This is a genomic window from Rhodococcus erythropolis R138 (assembly GCF_000696675.2).
GTDB classification, from domain to species: domain Bacteria; phylum Actinomycetota; class Actinomycetes; order Mycobacteriales; family Mycobacteriaceae; genus Rhodococcus_F; species Rhodococcus_F erythropolis.
On record NZ_CP007255.1, the window covers coordinates 2,153,212 to 2,177,980 of the forward strand.

The 24,769-nt window shown below is 62.5% G+C and carries 25 protein-coding genes; 10 read left to right on the forward strand and 15 right to left on the reverse strand.

The window, feature by feature from the left end; genetic code table 11:
• Nucleotides 1–75 precede the first annotated feature (75 nt).
• Complete coding sequence (locus H351_RS10130) at nucleotides 76–1,314, forward strand: helix-turn-helix domain-containing protein (RefSeq protein WP_029256007.1); 1,239 nt, start codon at nucleotides 76–78, stop codon at nucleotides 1,312–1,314.
• A 10-nt stretch (nucleotides 1,315–1,324) separates the two neighbouring features.
• Here H351_RS10130 and H351_RS10135 read toward each other — a convergent pair whose 3' ends face one another.
• Entirely contained in the window at nucleotides 1,325–2,536 is a 1,212-nt protein-coding gene (locus H351_RS10135; protein ID WP_019744895.1) for a low temperature requirement protein A, read from the reverse strand.
• A 192-nt stretch (nucleotides 2,537–2,728) separates the two neighbouring features.
• Between H351_RS10135 and H351_RS10140 the strand changes: the two genes are divergently transcribed.
• Both H351_RS10140 and H351_RS10145 read left to right on the forward strand, forming a co-directional pair.
• Entirely contained in the window at nucleotides 2,729–2,956 is a 228-nt protein-coding gene (locus H351_RS10140; RefSeq protein ID WP_244891470.1) for a flavin reductase family protein, read from the forward strand.
• 21 nt (nucleotides 2,957–2,977) lie between these two features.
• Complete coding sequence (locus tag H351_RS10145; protein WP_029256006.1) at nucleotides 2,978–3,268, forward strand: Rossmann-fold NAD(P)-binding domain-containing protein; 291 nt, start codon at nucleotides 2,978–2,980, stop codon at nucleotides 3,266–3,268.
• A gap of 9 nt (nucleotides 3,269–3,277) precedes the next feature.
• On the opposite strand, the gene H351_RS10150 is transcribed toward H351_RS10145, so the two are convergent.
• Nucleotides 3,278–5,695 (reverse strand): lysylphosphatidylglycerol synthase transmembrane domain-containing protein, encoded by a 2,418-nt coding sequence (locus H351_RS10150; RefSeq protein WP_019744892.1) that lies wholly within the window; start codon nucleotides 5,693–5,695, stop codon nucleotides 3,278–3,280.
• A gap of 211 nt (nucleotides 5,696–5,906) precedes the next feature.
• Here H351_RS10150 and ppk2 point away from each other — a divergent pair, with 211 nt between their 5' ends.
• Nucleotides 5,907–6,872 carry a polyphosphate kinase 2 gene (gene ppk2, locus H351_RS10155; RefSeq protein WP_020970466.1) on the forward strand — a complete coding sequence of 322 codons (966 nt, stop codon included), beginning with the start codon at nucleotides 5,907–5,909 and terminating at the stop codon, nucleotides 6,870–6,872.
• A 13-nt stretch (nucleotides 6,873–6,885) separates the two neighbouring features.
• On the opposite strand, the gene mgrA is transcribed toward ppk2, so the two are convergent.
• Entirely contained in the window at nucleotides 6,886–7,917 is a 1,032-nt protein-coding gene (gene mgrA / locus H351_RS10160; protein ID WP_020908763.1) for an L-glyceraldehyde 3-phosphate reductase, read from the reverse strand.
• A 318-nt stretch (nucleotides 7,918–8,235) separates the two neighbouring features.
• Here mgrA and H351_RS10165 point away from each other — a divergent pair, with 318 nt between their 5' ends.
• Nucleotides 8,236–10,512, forward strand: coding sequence for a SulP family inorganic anion transporter (locus H351_RS10165; RefSeq protein ID WP_020908762.1), 2,277 nt, complete (start codon nucleotides 8,236–8,238; stop codon nucleotides 10,510–10,512).
• A gap of 5 nt (nucleotides 10,513–10,517) precedes the next feature.
• On the opposite strand, the gene H351_RS10170 is transcribed toward H351_RS10165, so the two are convergent.
• From H351_RS10170 to H351_RS10180, 3 genes are read right to left on the reverse strand one after another with little or no spacing between them, the layout of a single operon-like run.
• Nucleotides 10,518–11,861 carry a sensor histidine kinase gene (locus H351_RS10170; RefSeq protein ID WP_020908761.1) on the reverse strand — a complete coding sequence of 448 codons (1,344 nt, stop codon included), beginning with the start codon at nucleotides 11,859–11,861 and terminating at the stop codon, nucleotides 10,518–10,520.
• Complete coding sequence (locus H351_RS10175) at nucleotides 11,858–12,562, reverse strand: response regulator transcription factor (RefSeq protein ID WP_003939853.1); 705 nt, start codon at nucleotides 12,560–12,562, stop codon at nucleotides 11,858–11,860. Before H351_RS10175 ends, H351_RS10170 begins: the two co-directional genes overlap by 4 nt.
• Before the next feature lie 40 nt (nucleotides 12,563–12,602).
• Nucleotides 12,603–13,178, reverse strand: a complete 576-nt coding sequence (locus H351_RS10180) for a TetR/AcrR family transcriptional regulator (protein WP_029256004.1) — start codon at nucleotides 13,176–13,178, stop codon at nucleotides 12,603–12,605.
• 89 nt (nucleotides 13,179–13,267) lie between these two features.
• Between H351_RS10180 and H351_RS10185 the strand changes: the two genes are divergently transcribed.
• Nucleotides 13,268–14,263: a hypothetical protein gene (locus H351_RS10185; RefSeq protein WP_029256003.1), complete on the forward strand. Its 996-nt coding sequence runs from the start codon at nucleotides 13,268–13,270 to the stop codon at nucleotides 14,261–14,263.
• On the opposite strand, the gene H351_RS10190 is transcribed toward H351_RS10185, so the two are convergent.
• A complete protein-coding gene (locus H351_RS10190; protein WP_029256002.1) occupies nucleotides 14,260–14,637 on the reverse strand; it encodes a DUF952 domain-containing protein in 378 nt (125 codons plus the stop codon). The genes H351_RS10185 and H351_RS10190 overlap by 4 nt on opposite strands.
• A gap of 76 nt (nucleotides 14,638–14,713) precedes the next feature.
• On the opposite strand from H351_RS10190, the gene H351_RS10195 reads away from it, so the two are divergent.
• A complete protein-coding gene (locus tag H351_RS10195) occupies nucleotides 14,714–15,301 on the forward strand; it encodes a TetR/AcrR family transcriptional regulator (RefSeq protein ID WP_029256001.1) in 588 nt (195 codons plus the stop codon).
• Nucleotides 15,302–15,311: 10 nt separating this feature from the next.
• Nucleotides 15,312–16,658 (forward strand): cryptochrome/photolyase family protein, encoded by a 1,347-nt coding sequence (locus H351_RS10200; RefSeq protein ID WP_024487266.1) that lies wholly within the window; start codon nucleotides 15,312–15,314, stop codon nucleotides 16,656–16,658.
• Between the two features lie 4 nt (nucleotides 16,659–16,662).
• Here H351_RS10200 and H351_RS10205 read toward each other — a convergent pair whose 3' ends face one another.
• The 3 genes from H351_RS10205 to H351_RS10215 all read right to left on the reverse strand — a co-directional run bounded on the left by H351_RS10205 (nucleotide 16,663) and on the right by H351_RS10215 (nucleotide 19,007).
• Nucleotides 16,663–17,031 carry a VOC family protein gene (locus tag H351_RS10205; RefSeq protein ID WP_029256000.1) on the reverse strand — a complete coding sequence of 123 codons (369 nt, stop codon included), beginning with the start codon at nucleotides 17,029–17,031 and terminating at the stop codon, nucleotides 16,663–16,665.
• Between the two features lie 156 nt (nucleotides 17,032–17,187).
• Nucleotides 17,188–17,634 (reverse strand): hypothetical protein, encoded by a 447-nt coding sequence (locus H351_RS10210; protein WP_020970459.1) that lies wholly within the window; start codon nucleotides 17,632–17,634, stop codon nucleotides 17,188–17,190.
• 134 nt (nucleotides 17,635–17,768) lie between these two features.
• Nucleotides 17,769–19,007, reverse strand: coding sequence for an MFS transporter (locus H351_RS10215; protein ID WP_020908753.1), 1,239 nt, complete (start codon nucleotides 19,005–19,007; stop codon nucleotides 17,769–17,771).
• A 112-nt stretch (nucleotides 19,008–19,119) separates the two neighbouring features.
• On the opposite strand from H351_RS10215, the gene H351_RS10220 reads away from it, so the two are divergent.
• Complete coding sequence (locus tag H351_RS10220; RefSeq protein WP_029255999.1) at nucleotides 19,120–19,710, forward strand: TetR/AcrR family transcriptional regulator; 591 nt, start codon at nucleotides 19,120–19,122, stop codon at nucleotides 19,708–19,710.
• Here the strand turns inward: H351_RS10220 and H351_RS32850 are convergent.
• Both H351_RS32850 and H351_RS10225 read right to left on the reverse strand, forming a co-directional pair.
• Complete coding sequence (locus H351_RS32850; RefSeq protein WP_290283637.1) at nucleotides 19,668–19,895, reverse strand: GNAT family N-acetyltransferase; 228 nt, start codon at nucleotides 19,893–19,895, stop codon at nucleotides 19,668–19,670. The genes H351_RS10220 and H351_RS32850 overlap by 43 nt on opposite strands.
• Before the next feature lie 12 nt (nucleotides 19,896–19,907).
• Entirely contained in the window at nucleotides 19,908–20,501 is a 594-nt protein-coding gene (locus tag H351_RS10225; protein ID WP_029255998.1) for a TetR/AcrR family transcriptional regulator, read from the reverse strand.
• An 87-nt stretch (nucleotides 20,502–20,588) separates the two neighbouring features.
• Here H351_RS10225 and H351_RS10230 point away from each other — a divergent pair, with 87 nt between their 5' ends.
• The gene (locus H351_RS10230; RefSeq protein ID WP_029255997.1) at nucleotides 20,589–20,975 is read left to right on the forward strand and encodes a DUF1304 domain-containing protein; all 387 of its coding nucleotides are present in this window, start codon (nucleotides 20,589–20,591) and stop codon (nucleotides 20,973–20,975) included.
• A 7-nt stretch (nucleotides 20,976–20,982) separates the two neighbouring features.
• Here the strand turns inward: H351_RS10230 and H351_RS10235 are convergent, their stop codons facing one another.
• The 3 genes from H351_RS10235 to H351_RS10245 form a co-directional block, all read right to left on the reverse strand.
• Complete coding sequence (locus H351_RS10235; RefSeq protein WP_223304422.1) at nucleotides 20,983–21,492, reverse strand: hypothetical protein; 510 nt, start codon at nucleotides 21,490–21,492, stop codon at nucleotides 20,983–20,985.
• A 301-nt stretch (nucleotides 21,493–21,793) separates the two neighbouring features.
• The gene (locus H351_RS10240) at nucleotides 21,794–22,639 is read right to left on the reverse strand and encodes a mycofactocin-coupled SDR family oxidoreductase (RefSeq protein ID WP_029255996.1); all 846 of its coding nucleotides are present in this window, start codon (nucleotides 22,637–22,639) and stop codon (nucleotides 21,794–21,796) included.
• Between the two features lie 93 nt (nucleotides 22,640–22,732).
• Complete coding sequence (locus H351_RS10245) at nucleotides 22,733–24,649, reverse strand: propionyl-CoA synthetase (protein ID WP_029255995.1); 1,917 nt, start codon at nucleotides 24,647–24,649, stop codon at nucleotides 22,733–22,735.
• Nucleotides 24,650–24,769: the final 120 nt, after the last annotated feature.

A 24,769-nucleotide genomic window follows, 5' to 3' on the forward strand; every position in this document is an offset into this window, starting at 1 on the left:
CGTTCACGCACGCGGACAACTCTGCAACCGGGTGCAACGCTCGCTTTCGATGACCCCATCACATAGGACTGGAGTGTGATCGGCGCAACGAATCGACTCGAACCGGCCCTGGGTAGTGGTGAAGACCCGGCGCAGTACGCACGTGTTCTCGAATCCGTGTACGAAGCAACGATGTCCGGGCGCAAACCGCCCGCGCGCCCGCGCTCCGTGATCGCCGATTCGTGGTCGCGTCTGCGCGCCCTCGGTCTCGATCCGGAGCGGTGTTCGATCACGAAGACCACTCGTGCCTCGGAGATCGAAGAGAGTCGGGGTGCGGCCGGAATGACGGAGATCTTCGACGAGGCGGTACGCGGTCTGGCACCGCTCGTCGGCCCGGACGACGCGAGTTTGATAGTGGTGGCGGACCGACAGGGTCGCATCCTCTGGCGCCACGGGCCCGGTCGAATGCTGGATCGGGCCGAACGCCTCGGGATGATCGAGGGTGCGTCGTGGTCCGAGGAAGCTGTCGGTACCAACGGGATCGGTACTTCGTTGGCATCAGGTTCGGCAGTGCAGGTGTTCTCGGCCGAGCACTACTCGCGCTCGCAGCATCCGTGGACTTGCTCCGGGGCGACGGTTCGGGATCCGCGTAGTCGCCGGGCGCTCGCCGTCGTCAACGTCGCCGGCGCCGCAGGCACTGTCCACCCGTCGACTCTCGCTTTGGTGGACAGTGTGGCCAGGCTGGCGGAATCCGCACTGCGGGAGAAGCATCGAATCGGATTGGATCGGCTTCGGATGATCTCGGCGTCGACGCTGGCTCGCGCGAGTCAGCCGACAGTGGTCGTGGACCGTAGTGGCTGGGTTGCTGCGGTGGATTCGATGGCGCCGATCTACCGCATCGCACTGCCGAAAGTGATGAGCAGCGGCGAGCATTGGCTCCCGTCACTCGGATTGTGTATGTGCGAGCCACTGCCGGGCGGCTGGCTCATTCGCCCTCAGACGAACCCGGCGTCTGGAAATGTCTGTGCCGAAGTCGAATTGGACCTGCGGGATTCGAATGCGATGGAACTGCGGTACTCCTCGGCCTTGGGAGGTTGGAGTATCGACCTCAGCCCGCGCCATTCGCAGATCCTCTTGGCTCTGACACAGGCGCCCGAGGGCCTCACGGCCTCGCAGCTCGCCTCAGAGTTGTTCGGCGATCCGCGTAAGACGGTGACCGTCCGGGCCGAGATGTCGAGGTTGCGTAAGCGATTGGCTGGAATCGTGCTGGCTCAGCCCTATCGCTTCGACCCGGCGGTGAGGGTAAAGACCGTCCCTGCTGTGCGCCTTTATTAACCGCGGGGGGTTAATAAAGGCGCACAGCAGAGCGGCGCGAACGCCGCACCTGCGCATACTCGTAGCCGTTCTGCCAGGTCACGGTGGCCACCAGCACCCAGATGATCCACGTGGCGCTCATGTGCGTGCCGACAATGCCCATGACGATGGGGATGGCGGTGCAGGGGAGCGCCCAGCCGAGCAGCCACCGTCGGTCCGATCGCGCAAACAGCCCCGCCACGGTGCTGATTCCGAAATAGACTGCGATGCTTCCGCACAACAACCACCGCAGGTTCGCGGGTGTGTGTTCCGCGCCGTGTTCGGTGGCAGCTCCGAGGCCCGCGACCAGAACCGCGATAGCGCCGGTGGTGAAACAGTGCAGTGCCATGTCGATGCGAGCGGGAAACTTCTCGGGCTGCAGGTGCGGAACACCGGCGTGGCCGTAGAGAAGCGAGAGTGCCCACATGCCCGAGAGCAGGACAAACGATCCGACGGCGAGGCTGACCACCGTGGAGTCCCAGGTGAGCTTCGAGGCTGCAGAGATCACGAGGATCACACCCTCACCCAGCACGATGATGACGTACAGGCCCAGCCGCTCGGCAAGATGAGCCCGATCGGAGTGCAGGGCTTCGAGTTCGGGCATCCGGTCGTCCTTGAACCCGCGAACCTTGATGATGCGGTCGAGCTTTTCCTGCGCGTCTTCCATGATCGCGCTGCCGGAGACGACGAACATGATCAGCAGATCGATGGTCACACCGGCGGTCCAGAGCCAGAACCGAGTTTCGCCCTCGAACCAGAACGAGACGATCCACGGGATCACACCGAGAGACATCTGGGCGATCGGCCAGTCCACTACGATCTGGCCGTTGTGCCACACCCGACTCGCCAGCAGGCGTACGGCCACGTAGGCGACAGCGAAGGCCAGCGCATGGTTGTCGTGGATGCCGGCCACGGCCGCCATCATGACGGCCAGTCCGAACATGGCGATCAGCATGCTCGGGATTCGGACGCGGTCGCCGGCAATGTTGCCGTACATCGTGAACGTCGCCCACGCGGTCCAGAACGCGAGATAGAGCAAGGCGTAGAGCGCGACATCCGACCACGACGGCGAACCGTGGAGCAGGTGAGCCAGCTGACCGATACCGGCAACTACGACCAGGTCGAAGAACAATTCGATCCATGACGCGTGTCGCTCGAGCACCGCCTTCTGCTTCGAGTCTGGTTCATTTCCGAGTTCCGACATAAAGCTCAGTATCGGTTATCGGCATCAACAGTGCTGGTAGGCAGCGAACTTGTCCGTTTTTTCGAAGTTGTGCTGATGCTGTCCGCGCTCACGCGCGCGCCGTCAGGGAGGGGCATGCTAAGGCGCAACTCGACGCCGTCGACCACATGACGAAGAAGTACGCACAAGAGTTGGCAGACAAGGGCTGACGTCGTGAACGATCCACAGGGCAACAGGGCGTTGTGTTTTCGAGAAGCCATGGCGCACGTGTGCTCACCGAGGCTGCCGGACGCTCCCATCTGGATCGCGTGCACCGTGGACGCCGTCGTGGACGGTGGTGATCACAAGATCGTGACAGGATCGGTGGACGACGCCTGGCACTGCGAGGCGAATCCACTGACCTATCACCGGCGTGTATTCGGTACGCACTCACCGTCGTGAGTGATCCAGGAAAGGAAAGCCATGTATGTACTGGTGGACAACGGCCGCGTCAGCGTCCGCGATGTGGACAACCTGAAGGCCTTTCACGTCGAGGTGACCGGCGACATCGCCGATTCCGAACTGGACGAGCTCTTGCGCCTTCGGAATTACGGATACGTCAGCGGCGGAAGTGCATTCATCTCGGTAGCCCGTGTTCGCGAGAGCGCCACGGACGTCGACGGAGTGGCGGCGATGGTCGACTACGCCAAGAGCAAGGGCTGGGTCGACGACGACGGTGAAGCGTTGCAGGCGCACATCGTTCGCCGGCAGTAGCGGGAACGCTCAGACCATGTCGTTCTTCTGCAGCCATCGCAGCGTCGGCCAGCCGCAGAACACCGGGAGCCAGCAGGTCAGGACTCGGTAGAGCAGAACCGACGGCACTGCGATGCTTGCCGGCAATCCGAACGCGGACAGGCCACCGATGAGGGCGGCCTCGACGGCTCCGACGCCACCCGGTGTCGGAGCTGCCGAGGCGAGGGTTCCACCGATCATCGTCACGATGGTGACGGTGATGAACGTGGTTCCGCCGCCGAATGCCTCGACGCTTGCCCACAGAGCCAGGGCGGCACCGAGAGTTGTTGCAGCGCTGCCGCCCACGATGATGAGGAATCGGGTCGGGTTTCGTGCAAGTTGGCTCAGTTCACCCAACACCTCGGTGATCTGAGGACGCAGATCGTCGCGCAGCCACCCACGAAGTTTCGGAATGAACATGAATGCACCGAGAACTCCGAGCGCGACGCCACCCGCCAGATACAGAACAGTGGATCCCGGGATGAAGTGCGAGAGGTTTGTATCGCGTCCGGCGACGATCGAGAAGAAGATCAGCAAGCCGACGTGGGTGACCACCTGAACCGTCTGTTGAAGCGCGACTGCGGCCGTTGCACGGACGGTTCCGAGCCCGCCCTTCTGCAGGAACCGCACACTCAGGGCGAGCCCGCCGACTCCGGCCGGAGTTGTCGTCGCGGCAAAGGTGTTGGCCACCTGCATGATCAGGAGGTTGCGGTAACTGACCATCGACGACGCACAGGCCCACAGGGCCGCTGCCGCGCCGACGTACGTCAGTGCGGAGACGCCGAGGCCGAGCAGTGCCCACCACCAGTTGGCTGTCTTCAGCTCCGTGATGAATGCGGGTACCTGGCTGATGAAGGGATAGGCGACGTAGACCAATCCGATGAGCAGAACGAGTTGGATCAGCTGATTGCGACTGAATCGGGTGACCTGTGCGGGAGCGACCTTTTCGATCCCGTTCTTCGCGCCGACCTCGTCTCGGATCTCGGTCATCAATTTTGCGGAATCCTCGGCGGTCCGCCGAATTCGGTTGGGCAACGCCGAGGTGGTCAATCGGCCGGAGGCAGCGAGAATCGTGTCTGCGCCTTGCGCACGAATCGCGGCGTCCACCGCTGCGTCGACGCCGAACAGTGATGCGGTGGCAAAAAGAAGTTGGGCGTTGTCGGACTGCATCTGAACTTCGGTGGCGCCGAATTCGGAGTACGCGTAGCCGCCGAAGAGGATCGTTCCGCCCTCGACGCGAATCTCGGAAGCGCGCAGGTCACCGTGCGCCATCTGATGTACGTGAATGGTGTGCAGTGTTTGCCACAACGCGTCGATCAGTTTGGAGGATTCTTCCTCGTCCGCCTGGTTTTCGACGGCGACGGCAAGTGGGATACCGCGGGGGCTCGGGCGGGCGTACATCTCCCATCCGCGATCGAGCACCGAGATGGCGACGGCTTTGGAACTGGCCAGACCGATGTCGGCGAACGCGATACCCATCAGTGCGCGATGTTCGACGGCGCGCCGAAGCGATCCGTAAGGGGGAGGAGTTTCACGGTTCCGGAACGAGATCCAGCGGAACGTCTGTCGAATTGCTCCGCTGCTTCGCTGGTTCTGTCCGTACAACTCGACAATGAGTTCGTCGAACGGTTCGTCGTCCGGAGCCTTGTCGATGTCGGCGGACATGACCAGCGGGCCGATTCCCGAGGGACTCACGACGCGGAAAGCGGTGACGCGGTAACCACGCCGCGCGAGCACGCGTACTGCAGAGTCCAACGGCACTTCGAGGGCAGGTGTGCCGACGGCAAGAACGATCACCGCGCCGATCAGATAGCCGACGGCGAGACCCAGCATCGATCGGGCGGGAACGATCGAGCTGACGATCAGGTGAATGGGCGCAAACAGCAGAAGCAGCGTCCACCAGGCTCGTCGCCACTTTTTCGGTAGCCACGGACCCGAGACGGTGAGCACCGCCGCGAGCATCGCAATCCACCGCGGATCGTCGAGAAATTGGGACAGGAACGTGGCGTCGAGTCGGTCGGGGACGTCGAGGTGCCACTTGGGTGCGGCGAGTCCTGTGCCGGTGAACGACAGCGCGAGTCCGGCGCACAGGCCGGCAGCGGCGTATCCGGCCAGCAACTTCCATCGGCGCCCCACGATGAGCCCGATCAGAATGGCAAACGGTAACGCCAGGATTGCGATGCCGTAGAGGAGGTACACAGTGTCGGACAGGCTCGGCGACAGCACTCCGACGATGTTGGACACCGATGTTTCGAGGGCGTCCCACTGACTTCGGGTGATCAGAGAACCCGCGATGACGCCGCCGAGCAGCACGGCAGCGATCGCGACCCGCATGATGTCGCTCGTACGGCGGTGCAGTGGTGGCAGGAGGCTTCCCGTTACCGGGATCTCCCGTCCGTCTACTCGCATCTCGCCAGAACTCTCTTCTCTCGGGGGTTACCGACCGTCTCAGTTACCTCGATCAAGGTACCGCGTGGGGGTTCGGCGCCTGGGAAGCCGGACCTGTCGTTACCTCCTCGATGCCAAGCAACATTCGCTTCGGCCCCGCGGCGGAGGGCTTCGGCGCGTAAAATTCACTTTCCGGACGTTCGTTCATTTCGACGACAGGGAGTGCGTATTCATGAGCCCCGACTCCAGCGGTGTGGACGGTCGGGTTCCTGACCTGCCGACCCCGTCGACCAGAATTTCCGTCACCGAGGACTATGCGGCCGAGATCGACGAGCTCTCGAGTCTCAAGCACAAGCTCGGCGGACTCGAGCCGTCAGAGTTCGCGGATGCCTGGAAGCAGGGCTACCCGTACGAGAAGAAGATGTCGCGCCGCGAGTACGAGCGGAAGAAGCGGCGTCTGCAGATCGAGTTGCTCAAGCTGCAACTGTGGGTCAAGGAAACCGGGCAGAAAGTGCTCATCATCTTCGAAGGTCGCGATGCTGCCGGTAAGGGAGGGTCGATCAAGAGGTTCACCGAGCATCTCAATCCTCGTGGTGCCCGGGTCGTCGCGCTCGAGAAGCCCACAGACATCGAGCGAACGCAGTGGTACTTCCAGAGGTATGTCGCACACCTACCCAGCGGCGGCGAGATCGTGATGATGGACCGGTCCTGGTACAACCGCGCCGGTGTCGAACGAGTGATGGGTTACTGCACGCCGACTCAGTACCTCGAGTTCATGAGAGAGACCCCGGACTTCGAGCGGATGCTCGTCAACTCCGGGATCCATCTGCACAAGCTGTGGTTCTCGGTCAGCCGGGAAGAGCAGTTGGCGCGATTCGCAGCCCGTCGAACAGACCCGGTGCGTCAGTGGAAGCTCTCACCGACTGATCTGGCTTCGCTCGACAAGTGGGACGACTACACGCAGGCCAAGGAAGCGATGTTCTTCTACACCGATACCGGGGATGCGCCCTGGACGGTGATCAAGAGCAACGACAAGAAGCGCGCCCGCCTCGAAGCGATGCGTCACGTGCTCGCCAGCTTCGACTATCCCAACAAGGATCACCGGGCAGTCGGTACTCCGGATCCCTTGATCGTCGGGCCTGCTTCGGCCGTATTCGAAGAGGGCGAGCACGTGAACGTGGAGTTGCCTCAGCTCTAGCGCAGGTGATCGCTCAGATCGAACTGGCCTCTGCCCACAGATTGATGCCGCTGTCCTTTGCGTGCTGATCTATGGAGGCCAGTTCGGCTGTGCTGAATTCGAGATTGTCGAGCGCGCCGACGTTGGCTTCGAGTTGGGCGACGCTGGATGCACCGATCAATACCGAGGTGACCCGCGAATCGCGGAGTGCCCAGCTCAGTGCCAGCTGAGCCAGCGACTGGCCGCGGTCTGCCGCGATGTCGTTGAGCGCGCGGATGTGGGTGAGAGCGTCGTCGGTCAACCACGACGGATCGAGTGACTTACCTTGGGCGGCGCGAGAATTCTCGGGGACGCCGTTCAGATACCGGTCGGTGAGCATGCCTTGCGCGAGCGGCGAGAACGCGATGACGCCCACGCCGAGATCGTCGACAGCCGAAAGCAGGTCCTGCTCGATCCACCGATTCAGCATCGAATAGCTCGGCTGGTGGATCAACAAAGGGACCCCCGCAGCGGCGAGCAGTGCGGCGATTTCACGGGTGCGCTCCGGCGAATACGAACTGATACCCGCGTACAGCGCCTTGCCCTGCTGAACGGCACTGATCAGCGCGCCTGCGGTCTCGTCGATCGGAGTCTCGGCGTCGGGGCGATGGCTGTAGAAGATGTCGACGTAATCGACTCCGAGTCGGCCGAGCGACTGGTCGAGGGATGACAGCAAGTACTTGCGCGAACCGCCGAACCCGTAAGGACCGGGCCACATGTCCCACCCGGCCTTCGACGAGATGACCAATTCCTCGCGGTACGAAGAGAAATCCTCACGCAGGATCCTGCCGAAGTTCGTCTCGGCGCTTCCGTACGGCGGCCCGTAGTTGTTGGCCAGATCGAAGTGCGTGATTCCGAGGTCGAATGCCCGCCGCAGGACTGCGCGCTGGTTCTCGATCGGTACGTCGTCGCCGAAGTTGTGCCAGAGCCCGAGCGAGATCGCCGGGAGTTTGAGACCGCTCCGACCGGTTCGGCGGTAGGGCATGGCTTCGTAGCGGTCCTGCGCGGCGACGTACTGATCGGACATGGTGCCTGCCTTCACATCGTTGTGGTTGAGCATTTACTCCCGACCATTATCGCCGACGGCATTCAGGTGTGCTGAACACTCGGGCGACCCGTACGAAAATGCTTGCGGGTTAGAGCAATTCGATCGCTCTTCTGGACCGACGTTCAGGTTCGAGTCACAGTGCCGGGCGGCGGTGACGTCGACCACGTCTGGGTTCGCATCTAAGGGAACGGTAAGGAATCGCGGTTACCATGGTCACAGTCGATCGGCGATACCGATCGCCGATTCGCTTCGAACATGTTGCCCAGCAGCCGGATCCGGGGTCCGGCGAGGAGATCTATGTCGACGCAGTCCGTAGTGCACGCACAATCATCCGCAGACGAAGCCGTCGTGGGGGATTCGTCTCCGCCGGGTGGTGGAAGCCGGCGTTATCTCGAGCAACTGATCAGATACGACGTGCCGGCGTCGCTGGTCGTCTTCCTGGTGGCGCTTCCCCTGTCCTTGGGAATTGCTATCGCCTCCGGGGCACCGATCATGGCAGGTCTGATCGCCGCCATCGTCGGCGGAGTAGTGGCCGGAGCGGTGGGAGGTTCACCGCTGCAAGTCAGTGGTCCCGCAGCCGGCCTGACCGTGGTGGTCGCCGAACTGATCGGCAAGTTCGGGTGGAAAGTCACCTGCCTGATCACCGTCGGCGCCGGAATTCTGCAGATCGTGTTCGGGCTCAGCCGAATTGCCCGTGCGGCACTGGCTATTGCGCCGGTGGTGGTGCATGCGATGCTCGCCGGTATCGGCATCACCATTGCGCTACAACAGGTTCACGTGTTGTTGGGCGGAAGCTCGGCCAGTTCGGCGCTGGACAATCTACGGCAGTTGCCCGCACAGATCGGTGCCCTGCACGTCGAGGACTTGATGATCGGACTCGTTGTCATCGCCACTCTTCTCGGGTGGCGCTATCTCCCCGCGGGCGTCCGGAAGGTGCCGGCGGCATTGGTCGGCATCGTATTGGCAACTCTCGCTTCGCTCCTGCTGCCGATCGACGTCGAACGTATTGCTCTCGACGGGTCCCTGCTGGACTCGATCGGACTTCCCGCTCTGCCCGACGGCCAGTGGCTCGGAGTCGCAACCGGCATCCTGACCATCGCACTGATCGCCAGCGTGGAGAGTCTGCTCTCGGCCGTGGCTGTGGACAAGATGCACTCGGGCCCGCGCTCGAACTTCGATCGCGAGATGCTCGGCCAAGGTACTGCGAACATGGTGTCCGGGGCGATCGGCGGCCTGCCCGTCACGGGTGTGATCGTACGCAGCGCCACCAATGTCGAAGCCGGGGCGAAATCCCGTGCGTCGTCGATCATGCACGGCCTGTGGATCCTGCTGTTCTCGGCCGCGCTGGCCGGGTTGGTGCAGCAGATTCCGAAGTCTGCGCTTGCCGGACTGTTGATCGTCATCGGCATTCAACTGGTCAAGCTGGCGCACATTCGGTTGGCGCGACGCACCGGTGATCTGTGGGTGTACGGCATCACGGTGGTCGGCGTCGTGTTCTTGAACCTGCTCGAGGGCGTGCTGATCGGATTGGCGTTGGCGATCGCTCTCCTGGTGTGGCGGGTCATCCGCGCGTCGGTCACGGCAGAAGAGTTGGGTGACAAGGATTCCGGGAAGTGGCGGGTGCTGGTCGAAGGGTCGTGCACCTTCCTGGTGCTGCCCAAGCTCACCTCGGTACTCGCCGGCATCCCGCCGCGGTCCGACGTCACCGTCGAGTTGTCCGTCGACTTCCTCGACCATGCCGTCTTCGACGTCATCGAAGAGTGGGCGAGGCAGTACGAGTTGGCAGGTGGTTCGGTGATCATCGACGAAGTCGGCTCGGTGAGTATGGAGAGCGCGACCACCGGTCCGCCGAAGCGCGGCGCCGCAGTCACCGACCTGCGCGGATTGCTCGCTCCGTGGGGTAGTTGGCAACCACAGGCTTCGGGAAGGAATCTGAGCAGCCCGCCAGCCTTGCGACCCATTCTCGACGGGGTGTCCAACTATCATCGCCATCGCGCCGAAGCGATACGGCCGCACATGGATCAGTTGCGCGACGGCCAGAATCCCGACTCTCTTTTCCTCACCTGCGCAGATTCGCGAGTGGTGCCGAACATCATCACGAGCAGTGGCCCAGGTGACCTGTTCACTGTGCGCAACGTCGGAAACTTGGTTCCTGCCGGCGGCCGCGATACGTCGGTGGAAGCGGCACTGGCCTTCGGGATCGACGAGTTGGGTGTCAGTTCGGTGATCGTGTGCGGACACTCGGGTTGCGGCGCGATGCAGGCACTCCTGACGAACAGTTCGTCGGAAGCGGGAGTTGTCGGTGAGTGGTTGAGGCATGCGGAGACGAGCTTGCAGGCATATACGAGTGGCCATCCGGTGGCGCGTGCTGCGGCCGAGGCGGGTTTCTCGGAGGTCGATCAGCTCGGAATGGTCAATGTTGCAGTCCAATTGCAGACTCTCGAACGCCATCCTCTGGTCGGTCAGGCCCGTGTGGACGGTCGCCTGCGTATCGCCGGACTGTTCTTCGACATCGGCTCGGCTCGGGTCATCGAAGTGACAGCGTCAGGGATCGGCGAGTTGATCGAGACCTGAAGGGGCTATTCGGGTCCGGGCTGATCCCTGAGTTCGACCAGCAGGCGAGCCCCGCCGAGCGGACTGTCGTGAAATGTCGTACGTCCGCCGTGCAGGGCCGCCTGCTGCGCCACCAGTGCCAGGCCCAAACCGGAACCCGTCTTGCCTGCCGTCGATCCGCGAGTGAAGCGTTCGAAGACGCTCGAGCGTTCCTCGGCCGGTATTCCGCAACCGTTGTCGTCGATCGTGATCGTGACGGTGTCCGGTGAATCGACCGGGCGCGCGAGGGTGATGCGCACCGTGCTCGCGCCGCCGTGGCGGACTGCATTGGTGATCGCGTTGTCGAGGATCAACCGGATTCCACCGGGAAGGGCCCGGATGCAATAGGGGAGTGGGGAATCCACCGTGACGACGCTGACATCGACGCTCGGGTGGTGGCGTCGTGCATCGTCGGCAGCGATGTCGCATACCTCGGTCAAATCGGTGTCCTTGAAGTCCTCAGCCGTCGACAACTCGCCCTTCGCCAGTCGCTCCAGGTCGCGGAGAGTCGATTCGACGCGGCCCTGTGCGCGGGCCAGATCTGTGAGGATCTCACGTCGCTGCTCGTGGTCGAGATCGTGAATGGACAACACTTCGATGTCGGTTCGCATCGCCGTCAACGGAGTTCGGAGTTCGTGAGCCGAGGCGGAAGCAAAGTCCCGAGCGGCAGCAAGGGCCGAGTTGGTCGCGGCCTGTGCCCGGGCGACGTCGCTGAGCATCGATTCTGCTGCTGCGGCAAGCTCGTCCGCTTCACGGATGCCGGAAACCTCGGTGGCGAGATCGGGATCTCGCCTGGCGATCCGGCGGGTCAATTCCACGAGTGGGCGCACCGCCGGGCCACCGAACAACCATCCCAACGCGGCTGCGGCCGCTACGGCTCCGACGCCGAAGAACGCAACCTGACGCTGTTGGTCGACCGTGATGTCCCGCGCCTCGGCATAGGGAACCGCCAGCGAGACCAGGGCATTGATCCCGTCGGCCTCGGCGGTGTAAGCCCGGTACTTCGTACCGTCCACGTCGACGGTCGCCGAGCCGACCGGTAATTCGGGCAGTCGCGTCGGGGTACTGGATTTGACGGTTCCGTCGGTATCGGAGCGGATGGTCACGGAGAACGCTCCGCCGTCTCCGAATGCGCCGAGAAAAGGTCCCGCTGTTGCCGCATTGGCCACGATGACCGTCGATGCCGTCTCCAAGCGACGGTCCAACTGCGCCAAATTGTTTCGTGCGATAGCCAGTGCAACGACCACGCCGAGTGCGATGACGATGAACGTCGCCCCCAGTGCCGCGGCCGCGGCAACGCGAGTTCGTAGTGAGAAGCGGCGACGCTTCACGGGTTCTCCCGAAGCACGAACCCGACGCCGCGAACGGTATGCAGCAGACGAGGTGAACCGCCGGATTCGAACTTTCGACGCAGGTAGCCGATGAAGACGTCCACGACGTTGGTGTCGGCGACGAAGTCGTAGCCCCACACGAGTTCGAGGAGACGTTCGCGAGTAAGCACGATGCCGGAATTGTGAGCGAGCACTTCGAGTAGCTCGAATTCGCGTTTGGTGAGCGGTACTTCCTTGCCGTCGACGCGAACCCGCCGGCCGGAGAGGTCGATGTCGAGGTTGCCGACCCGCAGGGTGTTCGTTCCCTCGGAGTGATCACCGGCCGGAGTGTTGCTGCGACGGAGCATTGCGCGGATCCGGGCAACCAGTTCGGCGAGGACAAACGGTTTGACCATGTAGTCGTCTGCGCCGGATTCGAGCCCGGCGATGCGATCGTCGACCGAATTGCGTGCGCTGAGCACGCAGATCGGGATTTCGTTGCCGGCGGCACGAAGCGCCGTCACCACACCGGTGCCGTCGAGCACCGGCATGTTGATGTCGAGGACTACCGCGTCCGGTCGCTTGTCGGAGATCACTCGGAGCGCGTCGGCGCCGTCCACTGCCGTCAGTACGGTGAATCCCGAGAGCCGCAATCCGCGTTCGAGTGAGGTCAGGACGTCTGCGTCGTCGTCGACTACGAGGATTTTCGGTATCTCGGTCACAGCCCCATTGTGCCTTGCCTGGTACGTCGGGTTTCGCCGATCAGACCGGCAAGTCGGTACCGTCCGGACGCAGACCGGCCATGAACACCGCGACCAACCGCGGGACCAGGTTCGGCATGGCCTCGTCGGACAATTCGATTTGCGGGCGCGTCAGTTTGGCCAGAGCCATGACGAATTCGAGCGGTTGCAGATCGGCGCGAACCAGTCCGGCGCTCTGAGCGGCGCCGATCGTCGCGGTCATCTTCGTTTTCGTCACCTCACGCACCGCCAGAACTTCGGGCGCCAGCTCGGTGAAACTGCGTTCCACCAGTGCGGGAATGAGCGCACCCAGGCGCAGTTCTACGAGGCGGTCCACCAGCGTGTGCCACGCGTTTGTGGGATCGGTGGACATTGCCGTGAGTGCGATGTCGGCAGCCTCGCGGACATCGGTCAGTGTTGCGACGGCGACGGCGGTCACGAGGTCCTCGCGCGTCGGAAAGTTTCGATACAGCGTGGCGATGCCCACTTTCGCGAGTTCTGCGACTGCGTCGAGGGGCGCATCGTGCCCGCGCTCGGTGAACACCGCTCGTGCGGCGTCGACTATTGCGTTTCTGCGTTCACGTGCATCGGCTCGCACATTCACCTCCGGTATTGACAGTTCATCATAACCGGAGGAATATCTTCCACAAACAGTGGAGGAAAAACTTCCACTTAGGGAAGGTAGTTATGAACGCCGAAGTTGAAGCACGGGACCGCAAGAAGTTGGTGGCTGTGGTGTTGGGCTTGTCCGCCGTGATCGGGCTGATGCTGCTTGCCTTCGTACTGCCCTCGGTCAACAGTGGCCCGCACGAACTGAAGTTGGGCATCACCGGTCCAGCTGCGGCAACCGAACAGATCAGCACCTCGCTCGAGGCGAGTAAGCAAGGCGCCTTCGATACTCGAGAATTCGCCGACGCCGACGCCCTGCGTGACGCGATTCGGAATCGCGACGTGGTCGGCGGAATCGCCGTTGATGCCAACGGTCCTCACGTGTTGATCGCGACTGCAGGCGGAACCCCGATCGCCCAGACCCTGACCGGCGTGGCCAACGGCCTCTCGAAGGCCTCGGGGGCACAGGTGCCCGTCGAAGACGTTGTGCCGCTGACTGCGGACGACCCGACCGGTGCTGGGCTCACGGCATTGGCCTTGCCCTTGGTGTTCGGTGGAATCATGCCTGCTGTTGTTCTCGTGCAACTGTTTCCGCGCAGCATTGTCAAGCGAGTGTTGGGCGCTGCCGGCGTCGCGGTTGTCGCGGGTTTTGCACTGACTGCCATTCTGCAGTTCGGCACCAACAGTTTTGACGGAAACTACCTGCTCACCGCGCTCGCACTCACCATGGGCATGTCGGCCATCTCGCTGCCCATTCTGGGACTCGAATCCCTGCTCGGGATGAAGGGATTCGCGTTGGGTGCCGTCACGATGATGTTCATCGGAAACCCACTCTCGGGGATGGCGACAACTGCCGCGTGGTTGCCCGCAGGCTGGGGTGCATTGGGGCAGTTGCTCCCACCTGGCGCCGCAGGAGCATTCGTCCGTTCGATGGCGTTCTTCGACGGCCATGGCGCCGCCACGCCACTTCTGGTGCTGGTGTGCTGGATTGCCGTCGGGATCGCGCTGTGCGTCGCCGCCGGCTGGAAGAAGGCGTCGACCCCCGTGGTCGAACCCGAGGCTGCGCTGGTCTAGCCGGCGGGGCTTGCGTACGGGGTCAGGTCGGGGATCGGCCAGGCCCCGTCAACGCGTTCCACGACCAGTTCGACGACCACGGTGTCCTCGTCCATCGGTAGAGGTCGGAGGATTCGGGGCTTTCCCGCCTCCCATTCGACGTCGATGCCTGCGGAGGTCAGAGCGTCTTGGTCGATGACGGCGACGATCAGTGGCAACGTGAGGTCGCCGAACACCAGATCGAGCACCGAAGCGAGCGCGTCCGGGGTGGTTGCGCGGATGAATCCCGCCTCGTCGTAACTGATTCCGCGCGTCGAGACCTCGTACTCACCGAAACGCTTGCATGCTTCCCAGTCGTCGGCGATGGCGACGTGGACGAGTCGTTGTCCGGTCATGCAGTGCTCCTGTAGTGTTCGAAATAATGAAACGTCAACGTAGCATTAATTGAGTGGCACGGTAGTAGGGGACTTGATGGAGCAACCGCGCAGACGTGGGAGAACCAGCGACGCGGAGCGAGCTGATCGACGCAACGAGATTCTCGACGTTGCGGTCGACTCGTTTCGAGAAGTCGGGTTCGCTCGAACGACCATCGACGCCATTGCCACAGCGGCCGGCGTCGCCAAGCGCACCGTGTACAGCTATTTCGGCGACAAATCCGCGGTCTTCGCTGCTGCTGTTTCGCGTCAGCACGCGTATGTCGAGAACGCCGGTGGCGACCAGTCGGACCTGCTCGCCGCTGCAGTGGACATCGTCGTCGCACTGCACAGCGACAACTCGATTACGCTGCACCGCATGATGATCGGCGAGGCCGTGCAGTTCCCGGAACTGGCCGCCGCGTTCTACGAATCCGGCCCGGCCAAGTCGATTGCCTTTCTGGAGAAGATATTGATCGATCAGCACGGCCAGAAGGCTGCGCTGTGTGCGGATCAGTTGTACACGTTGCTGCTCGGGGAGGAGCACCGGCAGCGACTGCTCGGGCTCGCTTCCGAACCGACAGCAGAACGAGCTGCGCAACTTGCAGCTCGTGCGGTGGGATGCGTTCTGGGATCTGATCGGTAGGCTCGACTGGGTGAGTAACTCTGTGGTCTGGTTTCGACGTGATCTGAGGGTAGGTGACCTTCCCACCCTGAGTGCAGCGTCGGATGCCGGCGGGCGGACGTTGGGTTTGTTCGTTCTCGACGAGAACCTGCTCGGACCGGCAGGCTCACCCCGTCAGGATCAACTGTTCGCCAACTTGACGGCGCTCGATCATCAACTCGACGGAAAACTGATGGTTGTTCGAGGTGATCCGGCGGACGTGGTGCCCCGTGTAGCGGAATCCGTTGGCGCCGAAGAAGTTCACATCAGTGCCGACTACGGACCCTACGGCCGACGGCGCGACGCGGCCGTGGCGGAGCAGGTGGAGTTGATCGCCACCGGATCTCCGTATGCCGTGGCGCCCGGACGCGTCACCAAGGCGGACGGTGATCCGTACAAGGTGTTCACGCCGTACTTCCGTCAGTGGATGGAACACGGTTGGCGGGGCCCCGCGTCGACCGATGCGCAGACGGTCCGTTGGTTCGATCCGAGCGACAAGGAGGGTGGCCCGCGCCGGGTGAGTATCCCCGCGCCATCCGCCTCCGTCAGCGATTTCGTCGGTGAGGTCGGCGCCCTCGAACAGTGGAAAGAATACTGTGAGAACGATCTTGACCGGTACGACGACGAACGAAATCGGCCTGACCTCGACACCACGAGCCGGATGTCGATTCCGCTCAAGTACGGCACGATCCATCCGCGAACGATGTTGGCAGATCTCTCCAAGCGACTGGGCGACGGCGCTCAGGCTTACCGTCGCCAGTTGGCGTGGCGAGACTTCTACGCAGACATCCTGTTTCAACGCCCCGACAGCGCGCGGAAAAACTACGACGACAAGTTCGACCGTTTACGTCACGACGGTGGAGTGGACGCAGACGCCGCCTTCACGGCCTGGTGTGAGGGCAAGACCGGCTTCCCGATCGTGGATGCCGGCATGCGGCAACTCGCGGCCGAGAACTGGATGCATAATCGGGTGCGAATGATCGTCGCGTCTTTTCTGGTGAAGGACCTACACATTCCGTGGTGGCGTGGCGCACGGTTCTTCATGTCGCATCTGGTGGACGGTGACTTGGCCTCCAATCAGCACGGGTGGCAGTGGACTGCAGGGTCGGGCACAGATGCTTCGCCCTTCTTCCGCGTCTTCAACCCCATCACGCAGGGAGAGAAGTTCGATCCCGACGGCACATACGTCCGTCGGTGGGTTCCCGAACTCCGCGATGTTCCCGGGAAGGCCGTCCACTCGTTGAAGGCGATGCGCCCGGTCGACTACCCGGACCCGATCGTCGATCACGCGCATGAGCGTGAGGAAGCCTTGCGCCGGTACGGCGAGATCAAGGGCTGAGTGCTCAGTGATCTGCGGGCGCTACGCGGAGGCGGTTTCCGTCCAGATCTGAAATGACGAATGTCAGACCGAAGACATCTTCGTTTGGCTCTTCGACGACCTCAATTCCCTTGGCCACCCACTCGTCGTAGATCGCCCGAATCTCATTGCTCCCGCCGTCGACCAATATGCCGACTTCGAAATTGCGCGGAGTCGCGGGATCGAGGTCGCGGGACTTGCCGCTCCACAGTGCAAGGACCACGCCGCCGCCGAGGTCGAAGGTCATGTACCGAGGGCTGAGGACCGCAGGCTTCGCGTCGAACAATTCGCCGTAGAACGCTGCTGCGGAGGCGGCATCGCTGACGTAGATCAGAAACTGGTTGGGTAGTCGCACTGTGGTTTTCCCTCTCCCGTTGATGTTCGGGCCACCGGCAGCGGGGCGTGTGCCTGGTCGTGCGGGGCTGTGTTCAACAATCCCCGCGCGCCGGACGAATGTCCAAGAACAAGTGCGTCTGAGAGGCAGATGGATTACTTATGACGACTGCTGCAGTCACACCGCACTGAGGTGGTACCCGACGCTCAGGTTCGGGTAGTAGCCGTCGATGTAGCTCGAGATGAAGTAGTGATCAGGGTCGGTGGTGCGAGTTCCGTCGGTGTCGAACTGCGGATAGTCGTTGGCCATGAAGACGGCTTGTCCGCCGCCGGGAGTGGAATAGACGACGTCGACCGTCAGGCCGCGCGGGTCCTGGTTGTATGCCGTGACGATCTCGGTCTCGTGGGGCGCGAGCGACTGGCGTGGGCTCTGCATCCACTGTCCGTAGGGGTTGTCGGCGCCTTCGAGATGAATTGTCTGTTCGGTGTCGTTGCTGATCGTCATCGTGATGGTGTTGCCGGTCGTGGGAAGAGTTCCGGCACTGGCGATTCCGCTCAATCCCAAAGTGAGGGCGCCGGCGGCCAGAGCTGTGATTGCGGCAACTACATAGCGTGGGTTCGTCATCGTCGGTGTCCTTTGTCCGGGTGAGCGTTCGGTTGGCTCTCTCGAAGACAACTATGTCGGAGCGGATCGATGTCGTATGTCCACTTCCGGGACCCTGTGCAGGAGGAACGGTGTGTCCACCGATCGGGGGACACCTACTCCGACACGGAGACAGCTTCGACCTTTCGCTCGCCGGTGACCAGCAGTCCGATCAGTGCGGCGGCCGCGAGAACCATGACGAGTGCGCCGTAGCCACGCGTCGTATCCACCAACCCCACCTTGCCGACCAGGTAGCCGGCCAGCAATGCCGGAAGGCTGTTGGCCAGATATGCGATGACGTAGACGGTGGACAACAACCCCGCGCGTTCGTGGTTCTCGGCCAGCGGCATGACAGTGAGGATGGTTCCCTGGAATCCTGCTCCGAAGCCGATCCCGGCAACAGCCGTACCAACCAGAATCAATACTGCAGAGGATGTTTCAGCACCGATGAGTGTGACGGCCACCCCGAGCACCAAGGCGGTTGTTCCGATCAGCATCACGGTTCGGCCGCCGAGTTTGCGGAAGGTGAGCACCGCTGCGGCTCCGAATCCCGTCAGTGTTGCGACCATGATGGCACCGATGAGCGAGCTGTGAACGTCAAGTGCGTTGCGCGCCAGCGCCGGTCCGAGTGAGAGGTAGAAACCGCCCAGCGCCCAGACCGCGATCAGGCACGGTGCGGTGAGCGCAATCATGGTTCGGGCCTCGCGAGGAACAGCAAGGGTGGGGCGTAGCGACTGCCAGGCTCCGGGGCGTCCGCCCGAAGTCTCGGGAGCGGCCCAAACCCCGAGGATCTCGAGGACGACGAGTACGAGAAGGACCAGGTAGACAGTGCTGGTTGGCCTGGGCAGGTGCTCGCTGATGAGACTCGAACCCACGGCTCCGACGGCAAGCCCCACCGTCGGAGCAACGCTGTTGATGATCGATCCGCGTCCCGGAGTGCGTTCGAGGTCGATCAACGCCGAACCCAAAGCGCTGATTGCAGCGCCGGTGGCAACACCCTGCACGACCCGGGCGATCAACAGAATGGTCAAACCATCGGCCGAGGCGAACAGGGCGAGCGAGACCGCCTCCAAGGCGAGCGCTCCGAGCAGGACCGGGCGCCTGCCGATGTGATCGGACAGGGATCCGGCGGTCAAGAGCGTGGCGAGCAATGCGAGAGCGTAGATGCCGAACACGAGCGTCGACGCGAGCGAGGAGAATCCCCACAACTGTTGATAGTGCTCGTACAACGGTGTCGGGGTCGCGGAGGCGCCCAGGAACGTAGCGATGATGACGGCGATGAGTGTGAAAGCGGCGCCTCGCCCCAAGCGTGGGCGTGAAGTGCTCTCGGTCGGTGGTGAAATGGTCGTTGTCATTGTCGTAGCGCTTCCCGTGCGGGTGGTGAAGACTTCAAACGCAAATACTTTGCGTTTGGGACGCTACGCCTGGCCGTAGCCTAATGCAACATCTTTGCGTTAGTATTGATTTATGAGTCCGTCCGCAGGTCCGCGCCCCGGTGGCCGCAGTGCGCGCATCCAACAGGCAGTGCATGCGTCGGCGCGTAAGTTGTTGGAACAGCGTGATCGGGCAGAGATCACGGTGCCGATGATCGCAACCGATGCGGGTGTGACCCCGTCGACCATCTATCGGCGGTGGGGCGACATCAACGAAGTCTTTGCCGATGTCTCGATCGAGAGATTGCGACCGGACGCCGACCCGCGTGAAACGGGTTCGCTCCGAGGGGATCTGACGATCTGGGCGCAGGACTATCTGGAGGAGATGTCTGCACCCGTCGGTCGCGCATCGCTGCGAGATGTGCTGATGAGCGACGACCAGACGCACGCACCGGACGGCACGAAGAAGTTCAAGTGCGCCTTTTTCTGTCGGACACAGATCGACGTGATACTAGCTCGTTGGCCGGAAGCTGCTGACGTGGATGGTGATTCGGTAGTGGACCAAGTGGTTGCACCGATCATCTACCGAATTCTGTTCGACCTCGAACCGGTCGCGCCGCAGCGAGTTGCGGAATTAGTGGATCAGACACTTGCGCTCGCGGCGCGGGTCGGTGCCGAAGGCTGATCGCTACGTAGTCGGGCGTGGACATGCATGTCGTGCCAGCCGTCGGCGTGCCTGGCGGAGCCTCGTCGAACACCTTCTTCGCTGAAGCCTGCTTTGGTGGCGACTCGGCACGATCGTGGGTTGTGGATCGAGTGTGCGAGTTCCAATCGATGAAACCCTACTTCGCGGAATGCCCACTCGGACAGTGCGGTTACGGCCTACGTGTTCCGGCTCTGCCACTCTTCGTTCAGGCGGCGCGCAGATTCCAGAGTTGCGATCGCCTCTTCGGTGTCAACTCGCGCGAGGACCAGTGCACTTACTGTGCAGGAGAGAAGGATTCGAGTGCGGTCTGAGAGCGTGGCGTCTGTCTCGGTCGGAAATGTGGCTTGTAGCCCGCTGCGAATTGCAACGGCAAGTTCTTGCCGATAGGCGCGGATCACGGCTGCCACCGCATCGTCGTGCGCGCCGAGTCCGGCAGCCGTATTGAGAAGTAGGCAACCGCGCCGAGGCGAGTCGGCGGTCATGGTGCCGATCGCGTGCTCAAGCGAGTAAAGGTAGTCGTCGACGGCGTCTGCCCCGGGATTTGTCGTGAGGCCGCGCAGACGTGGCCGGATGACATGTTCGAGGTACATCTGCACGGCGGCGTCGAACAATCCGCGCTTGTTGGTGAACGAGTTGTAGAGACTTGACCGACTCAGCCCCGTCGCGGATTCGAGGTCGCCGAGTGAGGCGCCTTCGTATCCGCGTGCCCAGAAAACGTCCAACGCGGCAGCGACCACGGCTGTTGTGTCGAATTCTTGTGATCTGCCCATCAAAGCCTCGCTCTTTCTGTATCGTTCGGTCCAGTATATATTGGACCGAACGATACAGAATTCACTCGAAGCAACAGGAGCTCACCGATGAACGTCGCCGGCTACATCTTCGCGGGACTGGCCGCAGCAGTGCACGTGTACATTTTTGTCCTCGAATCGATTCTCTGGACGGCCCCGAAGACCCGCGCCACGTTCGGCGTGAAGTCCGAGGAAGAGGCGATCACCACGCAGCCGCTCGCCTTCAACCAGGGCTTTTACAACCTTTTCCTGGCGATCGTGTCGGCGGTCGGCATCGTGATTGCGGCGACCGGCTCCGCGTCGGTCGGAATTGCCCTCGTCCTGGCAGGCACAGGATCGATGGTTGCCGCGGGACTGGTGCTGATTCTCTCGTCTCCCGACAAAGCCCGCGCAGCCGTCGTGCAGGTGCTTTTCCCAGCTATTGCCGTTGTTCTGCTGGTAATCCACCTGCTCTGAGTGGTCTCTATCCGCCGCCGAGCACCAGTGATTCGATCAACGCAAAAGCCCCGTTGAGTGCTCCACAATCGAAGGCTTCGGCCAGGGCGTATCCGATGACAAGTTCGTCGGTGCTCGGCGTGCTCGACCAGACTGCGTCGGTCTGTCTGGGATCGGATTCCTCGTTCTTGGAGAAGTGCCCGATCCGCAATCCGTCGCGGGTGAATGCACTGTTCGCGTCGTCGACTGGGGCGAAGTTCAAACTCACGCCGTCGACGAGTGCCGAGACAGAGTACGAGCGACGGGACAGAAACCCTTTGCCGACAGTGAGTTCGACTTCGTCGCCACCGACAGTGAAGAACAAGTCGGCGGCGGCGCGCGTTCCGATGGGTGTGCCTTCGCGGCGCGGGGCATCGACTCGACGCGTCAACAGAGCGTGTGAGTTGCCGTTTCGGACGTCGACGACCCCCGTGTCGACATCGAACGAGATCTCGACTTTTCCGTGAATCGGGTCCATTACGGCGTATTTGACCGTCACTGTGCCTACCCCCTGTAAGTGTGAACTCGGGTCCATAATACGTGGTGGGAGCGTTGTCCAGTATGCCCGAATCCAAAAAAATAGTGCCGAATGACGCGCGTTTGCGGCCAAATGCTTCTACGCTGGGTCTTGGGTTTGTTGCGCATCCCACAACGGTTTTTCCCACGCCAGACGAGGAGCGCCTATGAGGTTGTCGACTACTTGTTCTGTTGCTACGAAGGCTTGATCAAGCCGGAATTGCCTCTGCCGGATGGTGCTCGAGACCCATCCGGCAGAGGCAATTCTGCATCAGTTCGGGCCTTCAGCCGCCGGCGAATTTTTCCGAGGTGCCGAGATCGATCGGCAACGCAATGCCGGTGATCCCGCGCCCGGCCGGCCCCACCAGATAGAACACCGCATCCGCAATCACTTCGGGGTCGACCCATGGGTGGGGAAGCAGATTCAGCTTCGACATGATCGGAGCGGTATCGGCGAGGACAGGATTCTCCAAGTCTGGACGGAACGCACGAACCATCGGTTCGTTGTCGATCATCGTCGTTCGCACATTGCCCGGGTGTACAGAGTTGACCCGAATGTCCGCCCAGCCGAGTTCGTTGGCCAGAGACTTCGCCAACCCCCGAACGGCGTGCTTCGACGCGGAATAGTGTGCGATACCCGGCACGCCTCGAAGCCCGGCCATCGAGCTGATCAACACGACGGATCCACCTCGATTGCCGTTCATGATGTGCGGAATCGACACCTTGGTCGTCAACCAAACGCCGGTGACGTTGATGTCCATCAGCTCGCGGAACTCTTCGGCGCTCAGGTCCCAGGACAATTTAGCCGACGCCGCGATTCCCGCGTTGGCGATCACGATGTCCAGTCGGCCGAGCTTCTCGACTCCGGCGTCGACCGCTGATTTCAGGGCATCGAGGTCGCGAGTGTCCGCGACGGACGCGACGATGCGCCGGCCCTGAGCTTCGACCAGGGCGACGGTCTGGGCGAGGTCGGCTTCGGTGGCCATGTCGTACCCCGCTGTTGCGACCGGCGCGCACAGATCCACCGCGATGATGTCCGCGCCCTCGGACGCGAGCTTGACGGCATGTGCGCGCCCTTGACCGCGCGCCGCTCCGGTGATGAATGCGACCTGACCGTCCAAATTGCCCATCGAACTTCCCCTGCCCGTCTGAATCGTTGAAAACTGGAACGTGTTCATACTGCTACGTTCGATGCGAGCCAGGCAGGGGAATTCTCTGAATCCTTATCCGCGAAGGAGTTTGGACAACTCGTCCAGTACGCTCGCGTCCTCGATGGTCGACGGGACCGTGTACTCCTCGTTGTCGGCAATCTGCCGCATGGTCTTGCGGAGGATCTTGCCGGAACGAGTCTTCGGTAGTGCAGCGACGACGGTGACGTCCCGGAACGTGGCGACGGCACCGATCTGGTCTCGCACCCGGGCGACCAGTTCCTGTCGGAGTGTTTCGGGATCGATGTCGACGCCGGACTTGAGCACGACGTAGCCGCTGGGGCGTTGCCCCTTGAGTTCGTCGTGAATGCCGATGACCGCGCATTCGGCGACAGCCGGGTGGCCGGCGACGACGGCCTCCATGCTTCCGGTCGAAAGGCGATGTCCGGCAACGTTGATCACGTCGTCACTTCGTCCGAGCACGAAGACGTAGTTGTCCTCGTCGATGTATCCGGAGTCGCCGGTGAGGTAATAGCCGTCGAAAGTCGACAGGTAGGACTTCACGTACCGGTCCTCGTCACGCCACAGTCCGGCGAGTGTTCCGGGAGGAAGCGGCAGGCCGATCACGATGTTGCCCTCGGTGCCCGGACCCACGAGTTCGCCCTTGCCGTCGACGATTTCGACGCGGTATCCGGGGCAGGCGACGGTGGGTGAGCCTGCTTTGATCTCCATCGGTTCGAGGCCGCGCAGGTTCGCGCAGATGGCCCAACCGGTTTCGGTCTGCCACCAGTGATCGACCACCGGGCGATCGAGAATCCGAGTAGCCCACTCGTAGGTGTCGGGATCCAAGCGCTCGCCGGCCGCGAACAGTGTGTCGAGCGACGAGATGTCGTACTTGGCAAGCTCTTTTGCATCCGGGTCGGCCTTGCGGACCGCGCGGATCGCTGTCGGAGCGGTGAAGAGTGCCGACACTTTGTATTCGGAAATGATGCGCCAGAATGCACCTGCATCGGGGGTCCCGACGGGCTTGCCTTCGTACATGACCGTCGTAGCTCCGGCGAGCAATGGCCCGTAGACGATGTAGGAGTGGCCGACCACCCAACCGACGTCTGAGGCGGTCCACCAGACCTGGCCGGGGCTGATGTCGTAGAGATTCTTCATCGTCCACGTCAGGGCAACGGCATGGCCACCGTTGTCCCGGACGACGCCCTTGGGCTTACCGGTCGTTCCCGAGGTGTAGAGAATGTAGAGCGGATCCGTCGCGGCGACCGACACCGGGTCGGCAGGAGTTGCATCAGCGATCAGCTCGTCCCAGTCGAACCAGGCTGCGGCACTTGACTTGTAGTCGGCAGCTGCGCCGGGAATCTGCTCGCGATTCTTCACGATCACGGTGTGCGCGGGCGTGGCGGACAGTTGCAGAGCCTTCTCGACCATCGGCAGGTACTCGATTGTTCGTCCGGGTTCGAGGCCGCCGGACGCCGTCACGAGCACCACTGGACCGGCGTCGTCGATACGGGTTGCGAGTTCCTTGGCCGCAAAGCCGCCGAACACCACCGAATGCACCGCGCCGATTCGCGCACACGCGAGCATCGCGATCGCGGCCTCGGGGATCATCGGCATGTAGATGATCACGCGGTCGCCCGCCACCACACCCTGATCTTTCAAGACGCCGGCGAAGAGTGAGACCTGCTCGAGCAATTCGGCGTAGGTGTAGGTCGTCTTGGCTGGGACCATCGCGGAGTCGAAGATCAGCGCGGTCTGATCGCCGCGGCCGTCGCGGACGTGCCGATCGAGGGCATTGAAGCTGGTGTTGAGCGAAGCATCCGGGAACCAGCGATAGATCGGCGCGGCAGAATCGTCGAGAGCCTTCGTGGGGGCGACATCCCAGTCGACGGCACGCGCAGCGTCGAGCCAGAACTTCTCCGGCTGATCCATGCTCTCGCGATATGCGTCGGCATACGTGGTGTGGGACGCCTGCTCGGAAGAGCTCATCGACGTGTGTCCTCTCGTGAACTTCGCTTACCGGTGACCTGAAACACCTTAGGTCACCGTCAGTGCGGTGCGCCTCAGTAGCGGTGCGGGTACCGTCCCTTTGCGCCGGGCGGGCCTGTC

Excerpts from the sequence above, each read along its gene's own strand:
- H351_RS10165 (WP_020908762.1), top strand. The coding sequence starts at position 8,236 with ATGTCGACGCAGTCCGTAGTGCACGCACAATCATCCGCAGACGAAGCC.
- H351_RS10185 (WP_029256003.1), top strand. The coding sequence starts at position 13,268 with ATGAACGCCGAAGTTGAAGCACGGGACCGCAAGAAGTTGGTGGCTGTG.
- H351_RS10150 (WP_019744892.1), bottom strand. The coding sequence starts at position 5,695 with ATGCGAGTAGACGGACGGGAGATCCCGGTAACGGGAAGCCTCCTGCCA.
- mgrA (WP_020908763.1), bottom strand. The coding sequence starts at position 7,917 with ATGTCCGATCAGTACGTCGCCGCGCAGGACCGCTACGAAGCCATGCCC.
- H351_RS10220 (WP_029255999.1), top strand. The coding sequence starts at position 19,120 with ATGAGTCCGTCCGCAGGTCCGCGCCCCGGTGGCCGCAGTGCGCGCATC.
- H351_RS10190 (WP_029256002.1), bottom strand. The coding sequence starts at position 14,637 with ATGACCGGACAACGACTCGTCCACGTCGCCATCGCCGACGACTGGGAA.
- ppk2 (WP_020970466.1), top strand. The coding sequence starts at position 5,907 with ATGAGCCCCGACTCCAGCGGTGTGGACGGTCGGGTTCCTGACCTGCCG.
- H351_RS10210 (WP_020970459.1), bottom strand. The coding sequence starts at position 17,634 with ATGACGAACCCACGCTATGTAGTTGCCGCAATCACAGCTCTGGCCGCC.
- H351_RS10240 (WP_029255996.1), bottom strand. The coding sequence starts at position 22,639 with ATGGGCAATTTGGACGGTCAGGTCGCATTCATCACCGGAGCGGCGCGC.
- H351_RS10230 (WP_029255997.1), top strand. The coding sequence starts at position 20,589 with ATGAACGTCGCCGGCTACATCTTCGCGGGACTGGCCGCAGCAGTGCAC.
- H351_RS10245 (WP_029255995.1), bottom strand. The coding sequence starts at position 24,649 with ATGAGCTCTTCCGAGCAGGCGTCCCACACCACGTATGCCGACGCATAT.
- H351_RS10135 (WP_019744895.1), bottom strand. The coding sequence starts at position 2,536 with ATGTCGGAACTCGGAAATGAACCAGACTCGAAGCAGAAGGCGGTGCTC.
- H351_RS10215 (WP_020908753.1), bottom strand. The coding sequence starts at position 19,007 with ATGACAACGACCATTTCACCACCGACCGAGAGCACTTCACGCCCACGC.
- H351_RS10195 (WP_029256001.1), top strand. The coding sequence starts at position 14,714 with ATGGAGCAACCGCGCAGACGTGGGAGAACCAGCGACGCGGAGCGAGCT.
- H351_RS10225 (WP_029255998.1), bottom strand. The coding sequence starts at position 20,501 with ATGGGCAGATCACAAGAATTCGACACAACAGCCGTGGTCGCTGCCGCG.
- H351_RS10145 (WP_029256006.1), top strand. The coding sequence starts at position 2,978 with ATGTATGTACTGGTGGACAACGGCCGCGTCAGCGTCCGCGATGTGGAC.